This is a genomic window from Mucilaginibacter endophyticus (genome assembly GCF_003351025.1).
Taxonomy (GTDB): Bacteria; Bacteroidota; Bacteroidia; order Sphingobacteriales; family Sphingobacteriaceae; genus Mucilaginibacter; species Mucilaginibacter endophyticus.
Window position 1 is genome coordinate 344,779 of the sequence record NZ_QPCG01000001.1, and the last position, 25,796, is coordinate 370,574.

At 42.5% G+C, this 25,796-nt stretch carries 21 protein-coding genes; 20 read left to right on the top strand and 1 reads right to left on the bottom strand.

Annotated elements, in window-relative coordinates; all coding sequences use genetic code 11:
- The first annotated feature begins 87 nt into the window (after positions 1-87).
- From DUL71_RS01460 to DUL71_RS01545, 18 genes are all read left to right on the top strand, one after another.
- Positions 88-969, top strand: coding sequence for an NAD kinase (locus DUL71_RS01460; protein WP_114936419.1), 882 nt, complete (start codon positions 88-90; stop codon positions 967-969).
- A 9-nt stretch (positions 970-978) separates the two neighbouring features.
- Positions 979-1,764, top strand: a complete 786-nt coding sequence (porG, locus tag DUL71_RS01465) for a type IX secretion system protein PorG (protein WP_114936420.1) — start codon at positions 979-981, stop codon at positions 1,762-1,764.
- Positions 1,765-1,938: 174 nt separating this feature from the next.
- Entirely contained in the window at positions 1,939-2,457 is a 519-nt protein-coding gene (locus tag DUL71_RS01470; RefSeq protein WP_114936421.1) for an ExbD/TolR family protein, read from the top strand.
- Between the two features lie 372 nt (positions 2,458-2,829).
- Positions 2,830-3,570 carry an isoprenyl transferase gene (locus DUL71_RS01475; protein WP_114937435.1) on the top strand — a complete coding sequence of 247 codons (741 nt, stop codon included), beginning with the start codon at positions 2,830-2,832 and terminating at the stop codon, positions 3,568-3,570.
- A gap of 63 nt (positions 3,571-3,633) precedes the next feature.
- Complete coding sequence (gene bamA / locus DUL71_RS01480) at positions 3,634-6,186, top strand: outer membrane protein assembly factor BamA (protein WP_114936422.1); 2,553 nt, start codon at positions 3,634-3,636, stop codon at positions 6,184-6,186.
- 16 nt (positions 6,187-6,202) lie between these two features.
- Positions 6,203-6,733 (top strand): OmpH/Skp family outer membrane protein, encoded by a 531-nt coding sequence (locus tag DUL71_RS01485; RefSeq protein WP_112567108.1) that lies wholly within the window; start codon positions 6,203-6,205, stop codon positions 6,731-6,733.
- A 48-nt stretch (positions 6,734-6,781) separates the two neighbouring features.
- The gene (locus DUL71_RS01490) at positions 6,782-7,294 is read left to right on the top strand and encodes an OmpH/Skp family outer membrane protein (protein ID WP_114936423.1); all 513 of its coding nucleotides are present in this window, start codon (positions 6,782-6,784) and stop codon (positions 7,292-7,294) included.
- Between the two features lie 222 nt (positions 7,295-7,516).
- Complete coding sequence (locus DUL71_RS01495) at positions 7,517-8,029, top strand: OmpH/Skp family outer membrane protein (RefSeq protein WP_112567114.1); 513 nt, start codon at positions 7,517-7,519, stop codon at positions 8,027-8,029.
- Between the two features lie 66 nt (positions 8,030-8,095).
- The gene (gene murI, locus DUL71_RS01500) at positions 8,096-8,944 is read left to right on the top strand and encodes a glutamate racemase (protein ID WP_114936424.1); all 849 of its coding nucleotides are present in this window, start codon (positions 8,096-8,098) and stop codon (positions 8,942-8,944) included.
- A gap of 183 nt (positions 8,945-9,127) precedes the next feature.
- Complete coding sequence (gene nuoH / locus DUL71_RS01505) at positions 9,128-10,198, top strand: NADH-quinone oxidoreductase subunit NuoH (RefSeq protein ID WP_114936425.1); 1,071 nt, start codon at positions 9,128-9,130, stop codon at positions 10,196-10,198.
- A 128-nt stretch (positions 10,199-10,326) separates the two neighbouring features.
- Positions 10,327-10,917 (top strand): 4Fe-4S binding protein, encoded by a 591-nt coding sequence (locus DUL71_RS01510; protein ID WP_114936426.1) that lies wholly within the window; start codon positions 10,327-10,329, stop codon positions 10,915-10,917.
- Positions 10,914-11,462: an NADH-quinone oxidoreductase subunit J family protein gene (locus DUL71_RS01515; RefSeq protein ID WP_114936427.1), complete on the top strand. Its 549-nt coding sequence runs from the start codon at positions 10,914-10,916 to the stop codon at positions 11,460-11,462. The genes DUL71_RS01510 and DUL71_RS01515 overlap by 4 nt, the downstream gene beginning before the upstream one ends.
- Entirely contained in the window at positions 11,459-11,764 is a 306-nt protein-coding gene (gene nuoK, locus DUL71_RS01520) for an NADH-quinone oxidoreductase subunit NuoK (RefSeq protein WP_114936428.1), read from the top strand. The genes DUL71_RS01515 and nuoK overlap by 4 nt, the downstream gene beginning before the upstream one ends.
- Positions 11,765-11,857: 93 nt before the next feature.
- Positions 11,858-13,918, top strand: coding sequence for an NADH-quinone oxidoreductase subunit L (gene nuoL, locus DUL71_RS01525; protein ID WP_244228677.1), 2,061 nt, complete (start codon positions 11,858-11,860; stop codon positions 13,916-13,918).
- A 5-nt stretch (positions 13,919-13,923) separates the two neighbouring features.
- Positions 13,924-15,528 (top strand): complex I subunit 4 family protein, encoded by a 1,605-nt coding sequence (locus DUL71_RS01530; protein WP_114936429.1) that lies wholly within the window; start codon positions 13,924-13,926, stop codon positions 15,526-15,528.
- 8 nt (positions 15,529-15,536) lie between these two features.
- Positions 15,537-17,516, top strand: coding sequence for a DUF4139 domain-containing protein (locus tag DUL71_RS01535; RefSeq protein ID WP_114936430.1), 1,980 nt, complete (start codon positions 15,537-15,539; stop codon positions 17,514-17,516).
- Positions 17,517-17,523: 7 nt separating this feature from the next.
- A complete protein-coding gene (locus DUL71_RS01540) occupies positions 17,524-19,017 on the top strand; it encodes an NADH-quinone oxidoreductase subunit N (protein WP_114936431.1) in 1,494 nt (497 codons plus the stop codon).
- A gap of 95 nt (positions 19,018-19,112) precedes the next feature.
- On the top strand, positions 19,113-20,420 hold the full coding sequence (locus DUL71_RS01545) for an ammonium transporter (RefSeq protein ID WP_114936432.1): 1,308 nt from the start codon (positions 19,113-19,115) through the stop codon (positions 20,418-20,420).
- A 401-nt stretch (positions 20,421-20,821) separates the two neighbouring features.
- Here the strand turns inward: DUL71_RS01545 and DUL71_RS01550 are convergent, their stop codons facing one another.
- Positions 20,822-22,819: a KUP/HAK/KT family potassium transporter gene (locus tag DUL71_RS01550; protein WP_112567141.1), complete on the bottom strand. Its 1,998-nt coding sequence runs from the start codon at positions 22,817-22,819 to the stop codon at positions 20,822-20,824.
- A gap of 313 nt (positions 22,820-23,132) precedes the next feature.
- On the opposite strand from DUL71_RS01550, the gene DUL71_RS01555 reads away from it, so the two are divergent.
- Positions 23,133-23,741 carry an alpha-ketoglutarate-dependent dioxygenase AlkB family protein gene (locus tag DUL71_RS01555; protein ID WP_114936433.1) on the top strand — a complete coding sequence of 203 codons (609 nt, stop codon included), beginning with the start codon at positions 23,133-23,135 and terminating at the stop codon, positions 23,739-23,741.
- Between the two features lie 65 nt (positions 23,742-23,806).
- Positions 23,807-25,786, top strand: a complete 1,980-nt coding sequence (locus tag DUL71_RS01560) for an amidohydrolase family protein (RefSeq protein ID WP_161964354.1) — start codon at positions 23,807-23,809, stop codon at positions 25,784-25,786.
- Positions 25,787-25,796 lie beyond the last annotated feature (10 nt).

Here is a 25,796-nt window from a genome sequence, read left to right on the forward strand (position 1 = left end):
TGGAATGTAATGGTTGTGCCGGTATTAATTATTTATGCCTTGCTGCATTAATGTACTTTCAAAGTTCGATATTCGCTTTTTTAAAAAATGAAAATAGCAGTTTACGGCAGGCCATTTAATGAGCCATCTGTTTTACCTTTTATACAGCAGGTTTTTGATAGCCTTGCACAACACAGTGTTGATATTTACGTGCATCAGCAACTTCACGAATACTTGCAGGATAAGCTAACCACAGTACAATATAAAGTATTGCGCCCGGCCGAAACATTGAAAGGTTTTATCGATATTTTTATAACACTTGGTGGTGACGGAACCCTGCTTGATACGGTTACCTTGATCCGCGATTCGGGGATCCCTGTTATAGGTATCAACTTTGGGCGCCTTGGCTTTTTAGCCAGTGTTAATAAAAGCGATATTACCGCGGCTATTCATGCTGTGGTAAACAGGCAATTTACCTGCGATTGCAGGGAGCTGCTCACTGTCGACTCAAACCCTAACGTTTTTGGCAGTAATAATTTCGCACTTAATGATATAACTATCCATAAGCGCGATGATGCTGCCATGATTATAACCCATGTGTTTTTAAATGATGAATTTTTAAATTCATACTGGGGCGATGGGCTTATTATCTCTACATCAACCGGCTCAACGGCTTATTCGTTAAGCTGCGGTGGCCCTATTATTTTTCCGCAGTCAAACAGTATTGTGGTAACCCCTGTATCACCGCATAACCTTAACGTGCGGCCTATAGTGATCCCGGATACGAGCAAGCTTTGCTTCGAGGTTGAAAGCCGGAGTGCCAATTACATCATTTCATGCGATTCGCGGACAGAAGTTTTGGATCAAACAGTTAAGTTTCATGTACAAAAGGCCAGTTTTCAGTTAAATTTAATACGGCTTAGTAATGAAAGTTACTTAACTACGTTAAGAAATAAACTGCTTTGGGGTCTTGACGCCCGTAACTACTAAATTTGATTAATGCCTAAATATCTACTTTTAGCGATATTCTTGTTTTTAACTTATCAGCTGCAGGCCCAAACCTGGGAAATAGGCGGCTCGATAGGTGGTGCAGGCTATATTGGTGATCTTAACCCCAATAACCCTGTCAAAATAAGTGGCGTATCAGCAGGCATATTTGGTAAAAGAAATTTCGACGGCTATTTTTCGGCTAAGCTTAATGTAGGCGTTGGCACTATCTCAGCTTATGACAACCGTTCCGGCTATCCTCAGTTTCGCGAACGTAACCTCAATTTTAAAGATCAGTTGCGTGAGGTTAGCCTTACCGGCGAATTTAATTTCATGAATTATATTCCCGATGCCGGACGAAATAAATATACACCATATATATTTACAGGTATAGGCGTAACATCTTATGCCCCCAGGGCGCAGGATTATCATGGCCGAGAAGTTGGCCTAAGGCAGCTTAAAACCGAGGGGCAGCTGAAACCATATGGCAACAATACAGTTGTGATTCCCTATGGTTTAGGCATTAAGTATAATCTTTCGGGTAAATTTACGATCATGGCCGATATGGGATATCGCTATGCCTTTACCGATTATCTTGATGATGTAAGTGGAGTATACGCCGATAAAACCAAAATGAGCGCGCTTGCCGCTGTACTTTCTGACCGCTCGGGTGAAAAGACCGGCGTTTATACCGGAACTATTGGTTCCCAACGCGGTGATTTCAAATCGCATGATACTTACTTCTTTCTCAATTTTACCATCTCATTTACTTTCGTAACGGCTAATTGTTACTTCTAATCGGCTAAGTCTCATGGGTACAGCATGGATCCGCCTTGGAATTATTATGTCTTTTTGGATAATAAAACAATATTTAATTCGTTTTTAAATTAAAATACAATATTTAATTCTGTTTATGTGTTGTGTTTTGTAATTTAGTATTGTGATTAATTGTTAACCTTAAATCTTAAAGTCATGGCCGAATTAAATTCATCTCCCCAAAATGGCGGCGGAAAACACAAACGAAAAAAAATAAACGCCCGTGTTGATCTTACTGCAATGGTCGATCTGGCATTCCTGCTCATTACCTTTTTTATTATGACCACCACACTAGCCAAATCAAAGGCAATGGACCTGGCCATGCCGGTGGGGGAGCAAAGTGAAGCAGTAGGAGCCAGTCGTACCTTAACAGTATGCCTCGGTAAGGATAATAAGGCAATATACTTTTTAGGCGAGCTCAAAAATCCGATTATCGCGCCCTCGATAACAGATTTTAATGCTGATGGTATCCGCAAAGCCCTTATCGATGTAAATAAGAAGGTACATGATAAAACAGGAAAATCCATGATTGTACTGGTAAAGCCCGGCGAAAAATCGCAATACAGCAATTTGGTGAGCACGCTTGATGAGCTGGCTATTACAGGTATCCAGCAATACGCCATAGTTGATATTAAACCCGAAGATGTTGATGCGCTTAAACAAAAAGGAATATAATAGTGTAACGCTATTGTAAGCAAATTTACAGGTCACTTTTCATGGCCGGCAGCTTTTATTATCAAACAGATAATAGCTGCCGGTTTTTTATTTTATCCTAAATATTATGAAAAATGATGGTTTTTACAGCTGTTTAGCTTGTTTTAATGTATTATTCGCAATAACATTTTCTTTTAGTGCGGGATACTAAAAAAATACAAAGTAAGTTTTACCTTTGTACCCTGAAAAATCCGTCAATTTGCGTGGCAAAAATGGCAGATAGGGTTAATTTTTAATTGATTAGTCTAACAACCGAATATAGCAGACCATAAGTATTGATGGAAAATTTTACACGAGTGTGTTTGTACGGGGTGGTTTTTGATAATGAGTAATATGGATTATTTGGATCAGATTGATTTGTCGAAACTACCAAAACACGTGGCTATCATTATGGATGGCAACGGGCGCTGGGCAAAAGGCAAAGGCAAACTAAGAATATTTGGCCATCACAGCGGTGTAACATCTGTTAGGGATGTTGTTGAGGGTGCCGATAAGTTGGGTATTAAATATATCACGTTATATACATTTTCGTCCGAAAACTGGAACCGTCCTAAACTGGAGGTTATGGCAATCATGGAGCTGATGGTAACTACCATTCATAAAGAAGTTCCCGGTTTTATGAAAAATAACATCAAACTTAACGCCATAGGCGATCTGGATATGTTGCCCGAAAGATGTCTCCGCGAACTTAATAGTGCTATCGATACAACTTCAGGCAATACAGGCGTGGTGCTTACGCTGGCTTTGAGTTACAGCTCGCGCCGTGAAATTGTGAGCGCAGCAAAAAATATCGCTATAAAAGTAAAAAATGGCGAGCTGGATGTGAATGATATTAATGAAGAGGTTTTTGAACAAAACCTTTTTACCGGCGATATGCCGAACCCCGAGCTGCTGATCAGAACCAGTGGTGAATACCGTATCAGTAATTATTTATTATGGCAGATTGCCTACGCCGAGTTGTATTTTACAACTAAATTATGGCCCGATTTCAGGAAGGAAGACCTGTATGAAGCAGTGATTGATTTCCAGAAACGTGAGCGCCGTTTTGGCCTAACAAGCGAGCAGGTGAACTAAATTTTTACTTTTAACAAATTTTAACAACTGTATAAATTATTTTTAGCCCACTAAAATATTCGAATGTATAAATTTCTTTTTGCTATTCTTTTCTCGGTTTTGGCTACTACGGCTTTCGCCCAGATATCCAACGGGCCGAGGCCTACACTGTCAAAATCGATACCGGCTGATAGTTTAAGTTATCTTAATCCTAAAGATTATATTATTGGTGGTATTTCTGTTAGTGGCGCAAAATATCTTGATAAAGACATCCTGATCCAATTATCCAAATTAACCAAAGGCGATCGTATCAACCTTCCGGGTGAGCGTAATGCCGAGGTAATTAAAACCTTATACCAACAAGGTTTATTTGATGATGTTCAGTTAAACATCACGAAAATTAATATGGATACTGTTTACCTGGAGATTGCCGTATCTGAACGTCCGCGTTTATCACGGATGCATCTGACCGGTATTCGTAAAGGCGAGATTGAAGACGTTCAGAAAAAACTGAACGACCGTGTGGGCAAGATCGTAAACGAAAACCTCATCAGTACAACAACTGCTATTATTAAAAAGCATTTTAACGAAAAAGGTTTCTTAAATACTACAGTTACCATCACCCAGCGTAAAGATCAGGGTGATGTTAACAGCGTTATTTTGGATGTTGCCATTGATAAAAAGACAAAGGTTAAAATTAACGATGTAATTTTTGAAGGCAATAAGGCATTTAGCACAGGTACCCTGCGCGGATTTTTAAGTAAAACCCGTAAGCGTAAATGGTATAACCTGTTTGGTTCAAAGAAATTTAAGCAGGATAAATACGAAGAAGATAAACAGAACCTGATAGAAAAAATGCAGGGCAGGGGCTACCGCGATGCCGAAATCCTGAGCGATTCTGTTTGGAAACACGATGATGAAACTGTAAACGTAAAACTTAAAGTATACGAAGGCCCTAAATATTACTTTGGTAATGTTAAGTTTTCGGGCAATGCTAAGTATAATACTGATCTGTTAAACAGGATTCTCCATGTTAAGAAAGGCGACGTATTTAGCGAAGATGAGCTGAACAAACGTTTAAGTGGCCCAACTCCGGGTAACGATGACGTTTCATCACTTTATTTGAATGATGGTTACTTAACCTTCAATGCCGATCCGGTACAAACAAGGGTATATAATGATACTGTTGATGTTGATGTGAGGATTTACGAAGGCCCACAGTATACCATTAACCGCGTTATGTTAAAAGGTAATGATGTTACCAACGATAAAGTGGTGATGCGCGAGATCCAGACTAAACCTGGTCAAAAATTCAACAAAGAGCTATTGATCCGCAGTGCGCGTGAAATTGGTCAGCTGGGTAACTTTGATGAGCAAAAAACCGAGCCTAAGCCAACCAATATCAATCCGCAGGATGGTACTGTTGACTTGGTTTATAACGTAGTTGAAAAACCTTCAGACCAGATCGAGCTTTCGGGCGGTTTTGGTGGTGGCCAGCTGGTAGGTACTTTAGGTTTAACCTTTAATAACTTCTCCATCCGTAATATATTCCACCTTAAAGCTTACAAACCACTGCCAAAAGGTGATGGCCAGAAACTGAGCTTAAGGGGACAGTCAAGCGGTCGTACTTATCAAAACTTCTCGTTCACATTCTCTGAGCCATGGTTAGGTGGTAAAAAACCAATCTACTTTGCGTTATCAGCTTATACCCAGGGAAGTTCAACCGGTCAGTACTATCCAAAATCAAGCCCTTACTATAACAACCTGCGTATTAATGGTGTGGGTGTTACATTGGGTAAACGTTTGAAATGGCCAGATAACTACTTCCAGTTAAACTACTCACTTAACTTTGACCATTATAGCCTTGATAACTATACCGGTTACCTGTTTACAAACGGTACCTCTTATAATATCAAGTTAACCCAGGAATTGACACGCAACTCGATAGATGCGCCGATTTTCCCAACACAGGGTTCAAACATTAAGCTAACTATCCAGGCTACGCCGCCATATTCATTGTTTAATAACATCAACTACCGTATTGCTACTCCAGAGCAGCGTTACCACTTTGTTGAGTATTATAAATTTAAATATGACGCGCAATGGTTCTCTAAACTGGTAGGTAAGTTTGTATTGATGTCGCAAGTGAGGTTCGGTTTCCTTGGTCAGTACAACCACGAAGTAGGTCCTTCACCGTTTGAGCGCTTTAAATTGGGTGGCGACGGTATGCAGAGCTACCAGTTTTTACAAGGTAGCGAGATCATCGGTTTACGTGGTTACCAAAACTTCTCGATTGTGCCTGAAGGTTCAAACGAAAATCAGAATACCAACACCGGTAGCGCTATCTACAATAAATACACCCTGGAGCTTCGTCACCCGGTTATTGCAAGCCAGTCGGCAACTATCTTCCTGTTAGCATTTGCTGAAGGTGGTAATGCGTGGAACCAGTTTAGCCAGTTTAATCCGTTTAACGTAAGACGTTCGGTAGGTGTGGGCGCAAGGATATTTTTACCTATATTTGGCTTGCTTGGGTTAGATTATGGCTATGGCTTTGACAAAATACCGGGACAACCGGATGCAAATAAAGGCCAGTTCCATTTTACAATTTCTCAGAGTTTATCCGGCGGATTTAATTAATTTGCGTACCGAATTTATGAAGAAGATAATTTTAGTAGCCTTTTTAACGTTAACTGCTTTTGCAGGAGCTTATGCGCAACGTTTTGCTTATGTTGACTCGGAGTATATATTAAAGCACATGCCTGAGTATGCCTCATCACAAAAGCAACTGGCTGCATTATCTGATCAATGGCAAAAAGAGGTTGATGGCCGTTTTCAGGAAATTGACCGTTTGTATAAGGCCTACCAGGCCGATCAGGTGCTGATGACCCCTGACATGAAGAAACGCCGTGAGGCCGAAATTGTAGATAAAGAGAAGGCGGCGAAAGATTTTCAACGCCAGAAGTTTGGCCCGGATGGTGAGCTTTCGCAAAGAAGCACAGCGCTGATTAAACCAATTCAGGATAGGGTGTCTAAAGCTGTACAAGCAGTTGCTGAAGGCGATAACCTGGATATGATTTTTGACAAAAACAGCGAGGTGATTATGTTATATGCAAGCCCGCGATATGATAAAAGCGCGGATGTTATAACCAGGTTAGGATTAAAGCCGGGAGTATTTGCTAAATAATTTGAATTAAGATAAATCGAACTATTATTTAAACACAGAAAAAGGAAAATGAAAAAACTATTTAAAGTTGCCTTGGTTGCAGTAGGTTTATTATTTGCGGGCAGCTTTGCAAATGCTCAGACTAAAATCGGCCACATCAACTTCAATCAGCTGATTGATTTGATGCCCGAAACTAAAACTGTGACAGCGTCTATCCAGGCTTACCAGAAAACGTTCATTGATCAATTGACCACTATGAACAATGAGTATCAAACAAAAGGTCAGGACTACCAATCAAAAAGGGCAAGCATGACCGATGCAGTACGTGCCGTTAAAGAAAGCGAATTGCAGGATATTCAAAAACGTATGAACGATTACCAAAATAATGCCCAGCAACAAGTTGACGCTAAAAGGCAGGAATTAGGTAAACCCCTTATTGATAAAGCTACTCAGGCTGTACAGGCAGTAGCTAAAGAAAAAGGTTATGCTTACGTATTAGATTCATCACAGATCACTTTATTGGTATCTCCTGATGCTGATGACCTGATGGCTGCTGTGAAGTTAAAATTAGGCTTGAAATAAGAATCGCCAATAATAAAAAAAGCGCCCTGATTAAACGGGACGCTTTTTTTATGTTTACCAATCAAGATTACTTGTAATTAATCCGGGGTAAGATAGCTGCCAATGTTCCTGTTCATTGTAAGTTGTTTCCGGGGTAATTGATAAAGTAATTTGTTGATACACGTTACAAAAACAAAACAGATAATTATTATCCATTATTAAAACACAGGACACAAAATCAAAATGAAAAAACTATTTAAAGTCGCCTTAGTTGCAGCAGGTATGTTGTTCGTGGGTAGTTTCGCTAAAGCGCAAACAAAAATAGGTTATGTTAATTTTAGCCAGGTTATTGATCAGATGCCTGAAACTAAAACCGTTTCTACAACATTACAGGCCTATCAAAAAACATTCATTGATCAGTTAACTACTATGAACAATGAATTGCAAACCAAAGGTGCCGATTTGGATAAAAACGCGGCTTCAATGACTGATGCTGTACGTCAGGCAAAAACCTCAGAATTGCAGGACATCCAAAAACGCATGAATGATTATCAGAACAACGCTCAGCAACAGGTTGACGCTAAAAAACAAGAATTGGGTAAACCTATTATTGATAAAGTTTCAACCGCTGTACAAGCTGTGGCTAAAGAAAAAGGCTACGCTTACGTATTGGATTCATCACAGGTTAGCATGATCGTATCTCCTGCAGGCGACGATTTAATGGCTGCTGTAAAATTGAAATTAGGTTTAAAATAAGATCACCTTTAAGTAAATTATATAAGAGCGTTCCGTATATACGGGACGCTTTTTTTATGTTTGTGTATGTCAAATCAACCCATTGGTATTTTTGATTCGGGCTTTGGCGGCTTAACCGTATTCCGTTCTATCATAGAGCAACTGCCCGGCTATGATTATATTTATATGGGCGATAACGCCCGTGCACCTTATGGCAACCGCTCGTTCAGCACCATACATCAGTACACCTGGGAGTGTGTGCAGTGGATGTTTGATCAGGGATGCCCGCTGGTGATCCTGGCATGTAATACTGCTTCGGCCAAGGCGCTGCGTACTATTCAGCAACAAGACCTTAAAAATATAGCTGATCCTACAAAAAGGGTATTAGGTGTAATCCGCCCAACGGCTGAGATTATTGGCGATTATACCAAAACCAAGGAAATAGGAGTACTGGGCACAAAAGGCACGGTACAATCAGGGTCATATTTGCTCGAAATCAATAATTTTTTTCCTGATATTAAGGTGCATCAGCAGGCTTGCCCGCTTTGGGTGCCACTGATTGAAAATGGGGAGTACGATAAACCTGGTGCTGATTTCTTTGTGCAGCTTTACCTGGATCAGATCATGGCGCAGTCACCCAATATAGATACCATTTTACTGGCTTGCACACATTATCCCATTATCCAGGATAAGATCAAAGCCTATTTACCTGAAGGTATTAATGTAGTTGGGCAGGGCGATATAGTAGCTAAAAGTCTTGTTGATTATTTAAACCGTCACCCCGAAATTGAACAAAAAATAAGTCGTAACGGCGAAAGTAAGTTTTACACCACAACCGATGATACTTCCGACTTTGATCATCATGCCTCGCTATTTTTCTCAGCCCCGGTAAAGTCAACATTTATATCCGCTAATGATTTGGTGGCTTGTAAGTGAGTGGTTGATGAGGTGAGTAGAGAGTGGTTGCCCGGGCGGATAATCTGTGCGTGCCGTATCGCAGCAATTCAACCACTCACCAATTAACCATTCACCAATAATTCCTATCAACTTAATATATAATTTAATCATTCTAAATAACTCAACATTTAGTAAGTTTGCACCCTTAAGCAAATATTCCTGTTGAACTATTATATTACATATTTTATCGCGGCAATCGGGCTGTTTAGTTTCTCAGCTTTCTTTGCATTATTCGGTGTATATGCCGAGCGTAAAATATCCGCTTTTATACAGGACAGGCTTGGCCCAACCGAGACAGGAAAATACGGCTCACTGCAAACGCTGGCCGATATTCTGAAAATGCTTCAGAAAGAGCTCATCATTCCGGCAGCTGCAGATAAATGGTTGTTTATGCTGGCTCCGGCGGTAATATTCATAGCTGTATATCTTGGTTTTGCCGCGCTGCCATGGGCACCCGGACTTATTCCTTCAAAAACGAACATCGGTCTGTATTATATCTTCGCTATTATCTCCATCGAAACGTTAGGGATCCTGATGGCCGGATGGGGATCGAACAATAAATACTCGATACTGGGCGCTATGCGCTCCGCAGCGCAGATCATTTCGTATGAGATTCCTGCCGGTTTTGCTATTATATCTGTGGTGATGATTGCCCAAACACTGGACTTGCAAGTGATTTCGGCCCAGCAAGGGATCCTGGCGACTGAGAAAATCAAATTCGCGGGTTTTTGGGATGTATCCCAGATAGGCGGATTGTTTAGCTGGAATGTATTCAGAGCCCCACATTTGCTTGTGGCGTTTGTGATCTATTTTATAGCTTCACTGGCCGAAAGTAATCGTGCACCTTTTGATATCCCGGAAGCGGAATCGGAGCTCGTTGCCGGTTTCCATACCGAGTTTACGGGGATCCGTTTTGCATTGGTATTTTTGGCCGAATATTCGATGATGTTCCTGGTATCCATGATAGCGGTAATATTATTTTTAGGTGCATGGAATACGCCCCTGCCCAACATTGGCAGCGTTAAACTGGCAACGTGGACAACCGGGGTTGCTTGGGGCATACTATGGGTTGTATTAAAAACACTGGCACTGGTAGCCGTACAAATGTGGATCAGGTGGACATTGCCTCGCTTAAGGGTTGACCAGCTGATGAACCTTTGTTGGAAAGTATTAACCCCGCTGGCCTTTGCCTGTATGCTAATATCGGGCTTGTGGCGGTTGTGGCTGATGTGATTTTTAATTTCGGATGTCGGATGTTCGATTTCGGATTTAGAAAATTGAGATTTGTAATTAATTAAATAGAAAAAGGGAATTAGCAGGTTAGCAGGAAACATCATGGTAATCCTAAAATCCTAAAAATCATGGTTCAAAGAGTAATAAACGCGTTTACAACAGCATGGAAGGGTTTAAGCCTTACCATACGCCACCTTTTTGCCGGTAACGGCAAACGGGAGATTGTGACCGTGAGCGATAGCAATTACTTTAAACAGCTTGAACATGGTACCAATACCATTCAATATCCTAAACAGCAGTTGCCTGTGCCCGAAGTAGGCCGTTATCAGTTGGATGTGGAAATGGATGACTGTATCGTATGCGACCTGTGCGCTAAAGTGTGCCCGGTTAATTGTATCGATATTGAATCGATCAAGGCTACGGAAGCTATCGGGCAAACATCCGACGGGACTACCAAACGTTTGTACGCCGCCAAGTTTGATATTGATATGGCCAAATGTATGTATTGCGGTCTGTGTACCATTGTGTGCCCAACCGAATGCATCACCATGACTAACCAATATGATAAAACTGTTTTTCAGCTTAGCGACCTGGTTTACCAGTTTTCGGATATGAAACCCGAGGATGCTGCCGAAAAACGCGCTTTATTTGATAAGCAGCAGGCCGAAAAACAAGCTGCCAAACTAGCCGCCATGAAACAAAAGGAGGGCGGGGCATGACCTTAGTGCGCTTGTTGTTTTATGTGATGAGTTTTATCGCCATTGCTTCGGCGCTGTATGCCGCTTTAAGTAAAAACCTGGTCAGGAGTATTTTTATATTTTTTGTGACCTTGTTTGCCCTTGCCGGGCTATACGTAATTGCCCTTGCCGATTTTGTGGCCGTAACGCAGGTAGTAATTTACGTAGGCGGTATTTTGGTGCTGATCCTTTTTGCATTTATGCTCTCGGGCAAGGAAACGCTCAACGTGATCCAGCAGCAAAAAGGAAAATTTATTAATATGGCTAAAGTACCGGCAGTTATTCTGGCTGTATTGTTTTTAGCCGTGATAGTAAACATTATTCTTAAAGCCGATGCGGATAACCTGCCATGGGTAAAACAGGCCATAGCACAAAACAATGAGATAACACCTGCCAACTCCACCATCGAAAACATAGGTGTTAATTTAATGACCACCTACCTGCTGCCTTTTGAGGCTATTTCTGTTTTGCTGCTGATGACATTGGTAGGCGCGGCGCATTTATCACGGAAGGAGGGCAGCGCATGATCACGCTAACCGATTTTTTACTGGTAGGTGCTTTGCTGTTTTGTACAGGCATATACATGATTGTATCTAAACGCAACTCGATACAGGTTTTAATAGGCATTGAGTTAATGCTGAACGCTGCCATTTTAAATCTGGTGGCTTTTGGTAAATACGATAAATTGAATAATGGAGGGCAGGTATTTGCCTTGTTTGCCATTGTACTGGCGGCTGCAACAACCGCGGTTGCGCTGGCCATTATCCTGAATGTTTACCGGAGATATAAAACCATTGATCCGGATGAGATTAAAAATTTGAGGGATTAAAAAGCATAGAGACGCATCACATGCGTCTTCATAAATCAGATACAACAGAAAAGACGCATGTGATGCGTCTCTACAAAAAGATAAAAAAGATAATTGAACAACGCGATATCATATACAGATCCTTCCATCTTCTGCTATGCTATTTTAGCTGTGGCTCTGCCGCTATTTGCTGCTTTGATCAATTTTTGCCTGCCGGTAAAAAGTAAAGCAGCAGGTTGGATTTCAACGCTGGCTATTTTGGTTGGATGTGTATTGTCTGCAATGGTATTTGCAGCAGTTTGGAACCAGCAACCTCAGCACGTTCAAACCTTATGGTTTACTATTGGTACTACCAAAGTTTTTGCGGGGATCTTGCTTAATAACTTGTCGGTGATGATGTTGCTGCTGGTATCGCTGATTGCTTTGCCGGTGCATATCTATTCTACTGCATACATGAAGCATGACGACAGATATAGCCGTTACTTCACTTACCTCAGCTTCTTCTGCTTCAGCATGCTGGGTTTAGTAGTTGTAGATAGCCTGGTGTTGTTCTATGCCTTTTGGGAGTTGGTGGGCTTTTCATCATACCTGCTTATCGGTTTCTGGTTTACCAAGGATAAAGCGGTGCAGGCCAACAAAAAAGCCTTTATCATGAACCGTATTGGTGATATTGGTTTACTGAGCGCCATCATTATCATTTTTGCCAAGTTCCATACATTTGATATCGCCACACTATTTATAAACGATAACCTGGTATTTAAATCGGTTATCCATGATGGTTTGTGGATCTCGGCTTCAGGGCAGATTCCTGCGGTGTGGCAATACGTAGCCTGCATTGGCGTGTTTATGGCTGTCGCGGCTAAGTCGGCACAGTTTCCCTTGCATACCTGGTTACCTGATGCCATGGAGGGGCCAACTTCAGTTTCGGCATTAATCCACGCGGCTACCATGGTGGCTGCCGGGGTGTTTTTGCTGGGCAGGGTGTATCCATTGTTTACCGATAGCGAGTTAACCATTCTTGGGGTTATCGGTTGCTTTACTGCGTTTATGGCAGCCACCATCGCGTTAACGCAAAACGACTTGAAGCGGGTGCTTGCTTATTCAACCATATCGCAATTGGGTTATATGATCCTGGCTATGGGGGTAGGGGCTTACGGCTCGTCGTTATTCCATTTAGCTACGCATGCCTTTTTTAAATGTTTACTGTTTTTGGTGGCTGGTGTGGTGATCCATGAGATGCAGCATATCAAAGAAGAAAATAACCTTGATATCGACCCTCAGAATATCCAATACATGGGTGGCCTGCGCAAAAAGCTACCGGTAACATTTATCGCGGCTGTAGTGGGTTCATTAGCGCTTATTGGTATTCCGCTTACATCTGGCTATCTGTCAAAAGACGGGATCCTGATCCAGGCTTTTGAATGGAGCGAGGGACGCAGCGCTTGGCTTAAACTGATCCCGGCAGGGGCGCTATTTACCAGCTGGCTCACCGCGTTTTACGTATCAAGGCTGATAGTAAAAGTGTTTTTCGGCGAATTTCGATTGTTAAAAAAACATCCCGAAATAAAGCTCCATATCAGCGATGGCGGCTGGCAATACCGCGTACCTTTGATATTACTGGCAATATGCAGCTTGTTCCCGCTGTTTTCGCTTAATCCTTTCTTTTATGAAAAGGCCTGGCTGTTTGAGAGCTTAAAGCCCGCCGAATTCATGGCCCGCGAAAATATCTATCATACCATTATCCCTATAGGAGTAAACATATTAAGCGTATTTGTGATGTATGCGGCCTATGCCATCTACGTAAAAAGAAATACGTTCTCGTTCCCGCAAACCGGTTTCCTTTACCGCTTATCTTATAACCAGTGGTATTTGGATAAGATCTACAGAAAAGCGATTGTAAAGCCTATACTTGGTTTGGGTAAAACCTGTTTCTGGTTTGACAGGAATGTTATAGACGGACTAATCCACCTGATTGAACGCTCAAGCCGGATGGTAGCCGCCCTTACCGCCTGGAGCGATAAACATATTGTCGACGGATTTTTGCATTTGATGGCGGCATTAGTGCAAAGCATTGGCAATTTTGCACGTAAATTTCAAAACGGTAAAGTACAGTATTACCTGTACAGCATGTTATTGATAGTATTGATACTGTTTGTTTTAAAAATATTGATCTGAATTTAATGAACCTGTTAACCCTGCTCATATTTATACCCGTATTGTTTGCGCTGGTTATTGTACTGTTGCCATCGTCGCAGCGGGGCAGTTTTAAATATATTACGCTGCTGGCTACATTGCTGCAGCTGGGCATCAGCATATATATTTATCTCAATTTTAAAACCGGGGCGGCTTCGGCGGGGATAAACCATGAAGATCAGTTTCAGTTTGTTCAGAAACTGCCATGGATAGGCCTTAACCTGGGCAGCATGGGGAAATTGCAGATAGATTATTTTGTTGGGATAGACGGGATTTCGGTGACGCTGCTGGTAATGTCGGCACTGGTAATGGTTGTGGCTACGCTGGCCTCATGGGAGATCAAGAGCAATCTGAAAGGCTTCTTCCTGTTGTTCCTGCTGCTGGATATGGCCGTAATGGGCGTATTTTGCGCGTTAGATTTCTTCCTGTTTTACCTGTTTTATGAGCTGATGTTGCTGCCGCTTTATTTCCTGATAGGGATGTGGGGTGGTGTACGCCGGGAGTATGCAGCTATTAAGTTTTTCCTTTATACCTTGTTTGGGTCGGTATTTATGTTGCTGGTGATGGTAGGTTTATACCTTTCGGTAAATGACCCGGCAACGGGCAGCCATACGTTTAATATTATCCAGATGATGAACCCGGCCAACTATACTTCTGGCTCGGTATTTTCTGCGGCCGCGCATCAAACCATATTGGGCATGCCGGCACGTACGGTTGGTTTTGTGGTATTGTTTATTGCTTTTGCTATTAAAGTACCAATTGTTCCTTTACATACCTGGCTGCCTGATGCTCACGTTGAAGCGCCTACTCCGGTATCAATTATACTCGCGGGCGTATTGCTTAAAATAGGTGGTTACGGTATTATCCGGATCTGCCTCGGGATTTTCCCGGAGATAGCCTCGTCCGGTGCTTTCTGGCTTGGTTTAATAGGCGTTGTGTCGATATTATATGGCGCCTGCAATGCGCTGGCCCAGCGCGACCTGAAGCGTTTGATCGCTTATTCGTCGGTATCGCATATGGGGTTTGTATTGCTGGGTATTGCCTCGCAAACTGCCGAGGGTGTAAGCGGCGCGGTAATGCAGATGGTGAGCCATGGCTTTTTATCATCAATGCTGTTCTTTTTGGTTGGCGTGGTTTATAACCGCGTACACGACAGGGATATTTATCATTTCCGCGGATTGGGTACCCAGATGCCGCAGTACACAGCCTTTGTGATGGTAGCTTTTTTTGCCTCATTAGGTTTACCAGGCTTTTCGGCGTTTGTGGCCGAAGCATTTACATTGGCAGGTACATTTAAATCGCCAACAGTTAACGGTTTGTTGCCATACTGGATGGCTATATGCGGCTCAGTAGGTATTTTATTGGGTGCCGCCTATTTTCTGTGGACACTGCAACGCATGTTCTTCGGAAAAGTATCGCTTAAAGGCGGCGAGGTTTGGAAAATAGCGCTTACCGATGTAAGCATCCGCGAAAAGCTGGCGCTGATACCAATGGCTGCGGCGGCGCTTGCCTTAGGTTTGATGCCATCGCTTGTATTTGGAAAGATCAATGATTCGGTATTGGCATTAATTCAGTTTTTACAGGCTAAATAAAAATAATAGTGTTTCAACATAAATTCTTTTATGGAAAAGTGCATACCCCTGCATCTTTTATTTACGCTGCCCCAGGTAACCCGGGCGTAAGCGAAATAACAGATGGTGTGTATTTAACCGAAGGAATTATGTTTAAAAAATTATCTATCGCCGCAGCATTATTTTTTATCGCTGCCGCAACAAGGGCAAACGAAGGTCAGCACGTAGCCTCAAAAGTTCAAAAAGTAACCGTGTTTTTAAACGGGGCACAGGTTAACCGCACCGCATTGGTGAATATCAGTCCCGGCACCTCAACGCTGGTATTTGAAAACCTGTCGCCGGGTATTGATGTGCAAAGCATCCAGGTAAATGCCGGTGGCGATTTTACCATTCTTTCGGTTAACCACGAGCTTGATTTTGCCGACAATGATATCAGGCAGAAGAATATACAGGCTATAGAGGCCAAGCAAAAACTGGTAAGGAATAAGATAGCCCTGCAAAACAATATGCTTTCCATATACCAGGAAGAAGCCAATACCTTAGCTAAAAACCCGATAAGCAACGGTACCAATGTTGCTTTGGATCCGGTTAAGCTGAAACAGACACTCGATTTTCAGACAGCCCGTTTAAACGAGATCAAAAAGAACCAGCAAGTGGTTAATGATCAGATTGACCTGCTTAACGACGAACTGCAAGGTTATGACAAGCAAATTGCCGAAATTAACAGGACAGGTTCCAAAACTACCAGCAATGTTTTGGTAACGGTATCTTCAAAAGCAGCATTGCAGGCAAATTTTACATTGAGCTACCTGGTACGGAATGCAAGCTGGTTCCCAACATATGATATTCGTGCAAAAAATGTAAACAGCCCTATAACTATTGTTTACAAAGCCAATGTATCGCAAAAAACAGGTGAAGACTGGAAAAGCGCTAAGCTTACTTTATCAACAGGCAACCCGACAGTAAACGGCGCCAAGCCCGAACTTACACCTACTTACCTTAATTTTGGTATGTACTACTCCGGCTCTACAACCCCTATAACTAAGGTAATGGGCAGGGTGGTGGCCGGTGATGATGGCCAGGCATTACCGGGCGTTGCTATCCGTGTAAAAGGAACTTCAATAGGGGCGGTAAGTGACGCCGGTGGAAATTACAGCATCCAGCTACCTAATGTTAATGCTGTACTAACCTATAGTTTCATTGGCTTCGAAACAACTGAAAGACAGGCTAACGCACCGCTGATTAACGTATCCCTAAAATCGTCTTCGCAACAGCTTAACGAAGTTGTTGTTGCGGGTTATGGCACGGAATATAAAAGGGATTTGACTGGAGCTGTTGCAACGATACGCCCGCAAAATATTGTTAACACAGTTCCTATCGAAGTAAAAAAAGAAGAAAACCAAACCAACATTGAGTTCAATATCGCTAACCCTTATACAGTGCCAAGCGATGGTAAACAATATGCGGTTGAAATAAGCCAGTACAGTATAGATGCTACTTACCAATATTATGTAGCGCCTAAACTAAGTACCGATGTTTTCCTTACAGCCCAGCTTACCAACTGGAATAAATACAGTTTCCTCTCCGGCGAGGCTAACCTGTTTTTTGAAGGTACTTATATCGGGAAATCGCTTATAAATACCGATGCCACTACAGATACGTTAAACCTATCCCTGGGTACCGATAAAAATATTGTTGTTACCCGTAGCATGGAAAAAGGCCTGGCAATGAGGCAGTCATCTGGTTCAAACCTTAAGGAAACGCGCAACTGGCTCATCGATGTAAAGAACCGAAAAAGTCAATCAGTAAATTTGTTGCTTGAAGACCAGGTACCGGTTTCGCAAAATAAAGATATCGAGGTAGAGGCACAGGAAACATCAGGTGCAAAACCTGATGCCACAACAGGCAAGGTTTCATGGAATTTCGTGTTAAATTCGCTTGATGAAAAGAAGGTGAAGCTGAAATACCAGGTAAAATACCCAAAAAATCAATCAGTAATAGTACAATAAAATATAGATGCACGATCTGCTACCCCATATATCAGCTCAGTTAACCAATGTTTTTGGCAGTATTCCCTATTTCATGCCTGAAATTTATTTAACCGTGCTGTTTTTGGTAGTGCTGATAACCGACCTGATATTTGGGCGCAGATCTGTAAAGCTTTGTAAAATTGTGGCCTGTGCAGGCTTGCTGCTTGTATTGTTTAAAGACCTGCAGCAGGTAGCCCTGATCCTTGACGGCGATCACGTTATCTTCGGCAGTATGTTGCTGCTCAGACGCTCTGCGGTATTTTTCAAGATTATCATCGATCTGCTCTCGTTCATCCTGCTATTGAATTTTACCTGGGATGATAGGCTGAAAGCCCACACAAAGGGAGTATCTGATCTTTATACTATTTCCATCGCATCGATATTAGGCCTGCATTTAATGACTATGGCAATTAACCTGTTGTCGGTTTATCTTGCCATCGAGATGGTATCGGTGGCCTCATACCTGATGGTGGCTTATCGTTCCGAAACGGCTTTGAGTACCGAGGCTGGTTTAAAATATGTGCTGTTCGGCGCGGCCTCATCTGCCATCATGCTATATGGTATTTCATTATTGTATGGTTTCAGCGGCTCGCTTGATCTGTTGAATATTGTAGCGCAATTGCCAAACGTGAACCCGCTGAGCGTTTCCTTCGCTTTAGTATTGGTGTTGATAGGCGTTGGCTTCAAGCTATCATTTATGCCTATGCACTTTTGGGTACCCGATGTTTACCAGGGAGCACCTACACCCGTTACAGCATATCTTTCAACGGTTCCTAAAATAGCCGCCTTCGCGTTGCTGGTAAATGTGATGCCTTTATTCCTGTTTTCGGCAGATTGGAAGGGAATTGATTTTAGCATCGTTTTATCGGCCATTGGTATTATCACCATGATTGCCGGAAACTTTGCTGCCGTTTTGCAGAACAATGTGAAAAGAATGTTGGCTTATTCGAGTATTGGCCACACCGGTTTTGCTTTAATGGCCGTAGTTACCTTTAATGTACAGGGTTTATCGTCACTTACCTACTATCTGGCGGTATATGCATTGGCAAATATCGGCGCTTTGGCCCTCGCATCGTATTTTAATAACGTTGTTGGTGCCGAAGAAGTAGAAGATTATAAAGGTTTGGGCTTAAAATACCCTGCTGCATCGGTTTGTTTTGTAATTATCCTCATTTCGCTTACCGGAATCCCGGTTACCGCAGGTTTTACGGGTAAATTGTTTGTGTTTTCGGCAGTTTACAGCGCTTATGAGCAAACGCACAGCATCTGGTTAATGGCTTTGATGATCACCGGCGCGTTAACTACTGTGGTGTCGTTGTTTTATTACCTTAAAATTCCTTTGTATTTATTTCTGAAAAGAACGGAAAATGCAGAAGTTGCAAGTGAAAGGTCATATAATCTTCTTGTTTTAGCTATTGTTATTAGTTTTCTGCTTGTTTTATTGGGGATTTTCCCAAATTCTATCCTTAAATATTTATAACTGATGTTTTTTTCAACAAAAGTCAATTAATTTCTTTTGTTTTTAGAAAAAATCATACCTTTCATGCAGATTTAAAACATATTTTTTCTGAATACATGAAGAGGTATATCCCTTTTTTCCTGATCTTAATTATACTTTCCCTTACTTTCCTTTTTCCGTCAGTAGATTTCAAGGATTCCGGTCACCCTAATTTTAATACAGGCGATATTGCCTGGATGCTGATGTCAACAGCGCTGGTTTTGATCATGACGCCTGGTCTTGCCTTCTTTTATGGCGGTATGGTTAACAAAAAGAATGTAATATCAACCATGCTGCAAAGCATTGTTTGTATGGTGATCATTACGGTAATGTGGGGCATTTTCGGTTTCAGCTTAGCCTTTGGCGATAGTTTCTACGGAATTATTGGTAACCCCTCAACCTTTTTCATGATGAAAGGTATGCTGGGTAATGCTACCTGGAAAGCGGCGCCAACCATTCCGTTGTTGTTGTTTGCCATGTACCAGTTAAAGTTTGCCATTATTACCCCGGCGCTTATTACCGGTGCATTTGCAGAGCGCATCCGTTTTAACTCGTATATTATTTTCCTGGTACTGTTTTCGATATTCATATTCTCGCCGCTGGCGCATTGCACCTGGCACCCTGATGGCATATTAGCCAAATTTGGCGTGCTTGACTTTGCAGGTGGTACCGTTGTTCACATGTCGGCCGGATGGGCTGCCCTGGCATCGGCGTTATACCTGAAACGCCGTACTGAAGCTAACCATGCGCCTGCCCGTATCACTTATGTGATGATTGGTACCGGCTTATTGTGGTTTGGCTGGTTTGGCTTTAACGCGGGTTCTGCGTTTGGCGCTAATGCTTTAGCTGTTACCGCTTTGGCAACCAGTACAACCGCTTCGGCTGCCGCAGGTGTTACCTGGATATTTTTTGATATGCTGCTTGGTCGTAAACCATCCGCAATGGGTACCTGTATTGGTGCTGTTGTAGGTTTGGTGGCTATTACACCTGCCGCAGGTTTTGTAACGGTACCGCATTCAATGGCTATCGGTATTATTTCGGCAGTGGTAAGTAACCTGGTGGTTGAATGGCGTACGCGTACCAGCATCGATGATACGCTTGACGTATTCCCTTGCCACGGTGTAGGCGGTATGGTGGGTATGTTACTGACCGGTGTATTTGCCAGCCAGCAAGTTAACCATGGTAATACAACAGGTAACGGTTTATTTTTTGGCGAAACCCACTTATTTATTGTGCAACTTGTAGCACTTGTGTGCGTATCTATATTCGCTTTCTTTGGCTCACTGCTTTTATTGAAGATCACCGACATGATCTCGCCATTAAGGGTATCTGCCGAAGAGGAAGAACAAGGTCTCGACCTTAGTCAGCACGGCGAAAAATTATAATAATACTTTCAAACCAACCACCAAACCTAAGAAACTTCCGGCCCAAAGGCCGGATTTTTTGTTTTGGGGGAATAAAAAATCATGTCATTGCGAGCGCAGCGTGGCAATCGCACGGAGGCAGAGACGCTTCGTAGAATATGCGATCGTTCGGTTGGAGTCAAGCTGCGGAAGGAAGCTGTAAAGTAAAAACTATATCATTGCGAGGAACGAAGCAATCGCACGGAGGCATAGCTGTTCTGTATAGTATGCGATTGCTTCGTTCCTCGCAATGACATAGTTTGATAGTCGCACCGCTCTCACAAATAATGGTTTAATATCGCTTCTCAAATAATGATAAAAATAAAACCCCTCCTTGCAAAGCAAAGAGGGGTAACACGCGCAGCGACGTTGGGTGAATTGCTTTAATCAGCAAACTCGGAAACTAAGTTGTTTACCGGGTCATCCACCCGTTTGATATGAATGTTATTAACCGGTTTTACTACCAGAGGGATCTTTTCAACGCGTGTTTCGCTGGTATCCAAACCAAATGCTTTAGCTTCAGACTGGGCCAATTTTTTGATGGCAAAATAGCTGTTCAGAATAAAACCTTCGGATACGCTGAACAGGTTATTGTACGACAAGAATTTCTCCATGATCACAAACCTGAAATCGGCAGCCATATGATATTGTTTCAGCGATGGGTAATTGCTGGTGATATCGATTTCGCCACGTTCAACCATATCTTCAACTACCTTGCGGAAAAGTACATTTATCCTCGGCTGGATCCTGAAACCTAAACGGAACTCTACACGGATAACTTTGCCGGGCTCAATCTGGTCAACGCTGTATTCCATGGTATAAGGCTCATCGGTACGCTCAATGTGTACAAACCAATAGGTATCGGCACGTTTTGGCCGGCGGCTCATGATCGAATAAATGATCTTTTCTTCTATTTGTTTACTGTTATTGGCCTTGGTTAAATAAATAAGGTGAGTAGCGTATTTATTTACCGTAGTATCATTACTCAACGCGTTAAGTAATGGCAGTTTCTCTTTAATATCAGTAAAGTGAAGAAAGCGGTTGTTGATCTTACGTGCCTTAAACCAGGTGTACATGGTAAAGATCAAACCAACCTCGAAGCCTACAAAGAATAAACGTTTTAATATTTTAACCGCATTGGCTACAAAGAATGAAAACTCTACAGTTACAAACACGCAAAGGATAATAGTAACCAACCAAACAGGCCAGTGCTTTACATAACGCATGAAGTAGTACATCAAAATGGTAGTGCTCAGCATGGCGATGGTGATACTGAAACCATAGGCGGCGGTCATAGCGCTTGAGGTACGGAAGTACAACGATACCAGGATACAGCCAATACACAGCATCCAGTTGATGCTTGGGATATAGATTTGTCCGCGAATGTTTGACGGGTATTTAATAGTGATCCTTGGCCAGAAATTCATGCTCACGGCCTCGCTGATCAGCGTAAATGAACCACTGATTAAAGCCTGACTGGCAATAATGGTGGCCAACGTAGCTAAAGCAACAGCCGGTAGCAGGAAAAAGTGAGGAACAATTTCAAAGAATGGATTTACGCCTGCAAAATTTTTGCCTGGTGCCTGTGACAGTACCCATGCGCCCTGACCAAGATAGTTCAATATCAGGGTAGTTTTTACAAAGATCCAGCTTACCTGGATATTGCGCCTGCCGCAGTGGCCTAAATCGGAATACAAAGCTTCGGCACCTGTTGTACATAAGAATACAGCGCCTAACAGCCAGAAACCTTTAGGGTGATCCATCAGCAAGCGGGCACCATAGTAAGGGTTAAGGGCTTTAAATATAGAAGGGAAATGAGCTATCTGCAAGGTACCCAATACACCCAGCATGATAAACCACATTAGCATAACAGGTCCAAAAGCCGAGCCAACCACCTTGGTGCCAAACTGCTGAAAGAAGAACAGTAATAGAATAATAGAAATTACAATAATGAGGATCAGGTTATTGCCCGGTACTATAACAGTCGAAAATGCCGGAACCAAATTCAAGCCTTCAATGGCCGATGTTACCGAGATTGGCGGGGTAATGATACCATCGGCAAGCAAAGTGCCTGCACCTATAATAGCCGGGATAGCCAGCCATTTTCCGTAACGCCTTACCAATGCATAAAGGGAAAAAATGCCGCCTTCGCCTTTGTTATCGGCCTGTAGTGTTATAACGATGTATTTAAAAGTGGTTTGAAGGGTTAATGTCCAAAAGATACAGGAGATTGAGCCTAACACCAGTGCGGTGTTCACTTTTCCACCTTCAACCAACAAGGTTTGAAAAACATAAAGGGGAGAAGTACCAATATCGCCAAAAATAATACCGAGGGTAACGATCATACCCGCGAAAGTGAGTTGCTTAACGTGCGAATTCATGAATTGTATAAATTATTAGGGGAAAAAGAAAGGATGTAAAAGGCTGCGGCGGGGACGTTTGTGGTCCGTTGTGCAAATTTTGCTGCTGCCGCGATAAACAATACCATCGTAAATTATATTTTGATTACGAAAGCGCATGGCCAATTAGCATGCCATTAGCTATTTGAATTTATTAGACTTTTGATTTACAATTGTTTATCATATTGATAAAGCTTTTCTCAGTATGAGGTGTTACTATCAAAATGATAGGTTTTATCATTTTGAGAACCATTGCGGTATGGTGCTTTTATCGCGATATTACAGATATTTGAGCATGGATCTATTTAATAATGATCAGCTAAACCTGTTCGGTGCCTCAAAAAACTTGCTGCCTTTTGATGGCGAGGTGCTGTTTTATCCGCATTTTTTTAAGCAGGATGTGTTTGAGCAACTGGTTAATGAAACGCCATGGAAGCAGGATAAGATGAAGATCTACGGTAAGGAGGTAAACTTCCCCCGGCTTACGGCCTGGTATGGCGAGAGCGACGAGGTTTATGTATATTCTGGTGTGGTGAATGTACCGGTGAGGTTTAGTCCGCTGTTGTTGGATATTAAACAGGCGGCCGAGCGGCAAAGCGGTCGTACATTCAATACCGCGTTGCTCAACTATTACCGTGATGGTAACGATAGCATGGGCTGGCATAGCGATGATGAAACTGAACTGGGTGGTAACCCGGTCATTGCTTCGGTATCATTTGGTGCTTCGCGGGCTTTTCAGTTTAAGCATAAACGGGATAAGAACGCGAAAGTTTCTATCGCACTAAACAATGGTGATTTGCTCATTATGCAGGGGGAAACGCAGCATCACTGGCTTCATCAGGTCCCTAAAACAAGCAAGATGCAAGGTGCGCGGATCAATATTACGTTTAGGTTTATTGGTTAGTGCGTATAAACTGTTTTTGTGAGATGTCCGGCAAACTACTATCTTACATTAACTTTACTGACCTTATGAAACGACATCTATTACTATTGGCAGCTTTTTCTGTCCTGATAACAAATGCCCGAGCACAAACCGATTTGCCTACCGACAGCGGAACATTTTTCCTGCACAAATTTGAACAGCATATAGGCAAGGAAACATACTACGTACATAAATATAAAGACGCGGTTCATTATACCATCGATTTTAAGTTTGTCGACCGTGGCTCGCCGGTACCCCTTAAAGCCGAATTAAAAGTAAACCCTGCCGTTGAACCGCTTGAATTGACTATTAAAGGAAGTACTTCAAGATTTTCGACCATTGATGATAAAGTGACCACCCGCGGCGGGGAAGCGTCAATCCGTGTTAATGATTCGTCATATACTCAAAAGTTATTACCACCGAGTTTCCCGGTAGCCGGATATTCGCCGGGCACTGTACAGCAGGTGCTTATTCAGTATTGGAATAAGCATAAACAGCCCGAAAGTATCCATACCTTGCCATTCGGCGCGGTTCAGATCAAAAAAGCGGGTATTGATCAGCTTACTTTTAATGGTAAGCCGCTTGTGTTAAACCGGCTTACTATTAGCGGACTGGTTTGGGGTAACGAACTGGTTTGGACAGATCAGGAAGGTAAGCTCATCTGTCTGATCACCAATGACGCGGAAGGCGACAAGCTGGAAATGATGCGCGTGCCTTATGAAGAAATACTGCCGCAACTGATCAGTAAAGCTGCTACTTATGGTATGGAACTATTTGCCAAAGCTGCCGCGCCAACGGGTAAGGTTGATAAAGTGATAGCTATTACCGGAGGCAACCTGGTTGACGTAAATACCGGCACAAGTACGCCTAATGCTGTTGTTTTAATAGAAGATGGTGTTATTAAACAAATCGGCAAAGTTGGCGAAGTAAAAATTCCGGCAGGGGCGAAGATCATCGACGCTAAAGGAAAATCTGTTTTGCCAGGCCTGTGGGATATGCACGCGCACTTTGAACAGGCCGAATGGGGGCCTGCCTATCTCGCTGCAGGCGTTACCACCGTACGTGATTGCGGTAATGAGTTTGGCTACATTAACGCTATAAAAGCCGCTATTGATGGAGGCAAAGGTGTGGGGCCTAATATTATTAAAGCTGGTATTATTGATGGTAAAGGGCCTTATGCATTGGGCATTATTCAGGCTGATATTAAAGAAGAGGCTATAAAGGCGGTTGATCGTTATAAAGAATATGGTTTTCAGCAGATCAAAATCTACAGTTCGGTAAAACCGGCTATAGTAAAAGCTATTTGCGATGAAGCACACCGGTTGGGCTTAACTGTAACCGGGCATATCCCCAATGGCATGACCCTGCAGCAGGGTGTTGATTCGGGGATGAATATGGTTAACCATATTCAGTATGTGTATTCCATCATGAAACGGGATAGGGACAGGTCGATTATTTTTGATGATTCTGTTAGCGTTGCTGCAATTAAGTTTATAAAAGACCATCACGTGGTTATTGATCCTACAGTTGGTGTTTTTGAGTTGGCTTTCCGAAACGTTAAGGATGATATAACCAAACTGGAACCTAATTACTACAATCTGCCTCTACCACTTCAGGCCTTGTTCAAAAATATGGGTGAGGAGCCTGCGCAGGCAGCTAAGCTTAAGCCCTTGTATGAAAGCATGAAGAAGGCCGTTAAGATACTGTATGACGCGGGAGTGCCGATAGTTGCCGGTACAGATATGGGCTTCCCTGGTTATAGCGTAGACCGGGAGCTTGAACTTTATGTAGAAGCTGGTTTAACTCCGGCACAGGCTATAAAAACGGCAACCATAACACCAGCTACGGTAATGAACCTTAATAAAACAACCGGTTCAATTGAAGCCGGTAAACAAGCCGATCTTGTGATCATCGATGGTGATCCGCTGAAGAATATCAGCGACATCAGGAAGGTATCGGGAGTAATAAAAGAAGGCCGGATCTATGACCCGGTTAAGTTGCACCAGATGGTTGGGTTTAAAAAGTAGGCGAGTGGTT

What these genes read in the sequence shown, in the direction of transcription:
- DUL71_RS01470 (WP_114936421.1), top strand. Translation starts at nt 1,939, where the DNA reads ATGGCCGAATTAAATTCATCTCCCCAAAATGGCGGCGGAAAACACAAA.
- DUL71_RS01460 (WP_114936419.1), top strand. Translation starts at nt 88, where the DNA reads ATGAAAATAGCAGTTTACGGCAGGCCATTTAATGAGCCATCTGTTTTA.
- DUL71_RS01545 (WP_114936432.1), top strand. Translation starts at nt 19,113, where the DNA reads ATGAAGAGGTATATCCCTTTTTTCCTGATCTTAATTATACTTTCCCTT.
- DUL71_RS01530 (WP_114936429.1), top strand. Translation starts at nt 13,924, where the DNA reads ATGAACCTGTTAACCCTGCTCATATTTATACCCGTATTGTTTGCGCTG.
- DUL71_RS01540 (WP_114936431.1), top strand. Translation starts at nt 17,524, where the DNA reads ATGCACGATCTGCTACCCCATATATCAGCTCAGTTAACCAATGTTTTT.
- nuoK (WP_114936428.1), top strand. Translation starts at nt 11,459, where the DNA reads ATGATCACGCTAACCGATTTTTTACTGGTAGGTGCTTTGCTGTTTTGT.
- DUL71_RS01515 (WP_114936427.1), top strand. Translation starts at nt 10,914, where the DNA reads ATGACCTTAGTGCGCTTGTTGTTTTATGTGATGAGTTTTATCGCCATT.
- DUL71_RS01560 (WP_161964354.1), top strand. Translation starts at nt 23,807, where the DNA reads ATGAAACGACATCTATTACTATTGGCAGCTTTTTCTGTCCTGATAACA.
- DUL71_RS01495 (WP_112567114.1), top strand. Translation starts at nt 7,517, where the DNA reads ATGAAAAAACTATTTAAAGTCGCCTTAGTTGCAGCAGGTATGTTGTTC.
- DUL71_RS01510 (WP_114936426.1), top strand. Translation starts at nt 10,327, where the DNA reads ATGGTTCAAAGAGTAATAAACGCGTTTACAACAGCATGGAAGGGTTTA.
- DUL71_RS01485 (WP_112567108.1), top strand. Translation starts at nt 6,203, where the DNA reads ATGAAGAAGATAATTTTAGTAGCCTTTTTAACGTTAACTGCTTTTGCA.
- DUL71_RS01555 (WP_114936433.1), top strand. Translation starts at nt 23,133, where the DNA reads ATGGATCTATTTAATAATGATCAGCTAAACCTGTTCGGTGCCTCAAAA.
- DUL71_RS01490 (WP_114936423.1), top strand. Translation starts at nt 6,782, where the DNA reads ATGAAAAAACTATTTAAAGTTGCCTTGGTTGCAGTAGGTTTATTATTT.
- murI (WP_114936424.1), top strand. Translation starts at nt 8,096, where the DNA reads ATGTCAAATCAACCCATTGGTATTTTTGATTCGGGCTTTGGCGGCTTA.
- porG (WP_114936420.1), top strand. Translation starts at nt 979, where the DNA reads ATGCCTAAATATCTACTTTTAGCGATATTCTTGTTTTTAACTTATCAG.
- DUL71_RS01475 (WP_114937435.1), top strand. Translation starts at nt 2,830, where the DNA reads ATGGATTATTTGGATCAGATTGATTTGTCGAAACTACCAAAACACGTG.
- DUL71_RS01550 (WP_112567141.1), bottom strand. Translation starts at nt 22,819, where the DNA reads ATGAATTCGCACGTTAAGCAACTCACTTTCGCGGGTATGATCGTTACC.
- bamA (WP_114936422.1), top strand. Translation starts at nt 3,634, where the DNA reads ATGTATAAATTTCTTTTTGCTATTCTTTTCTCGGTTTTGGCTACTACG.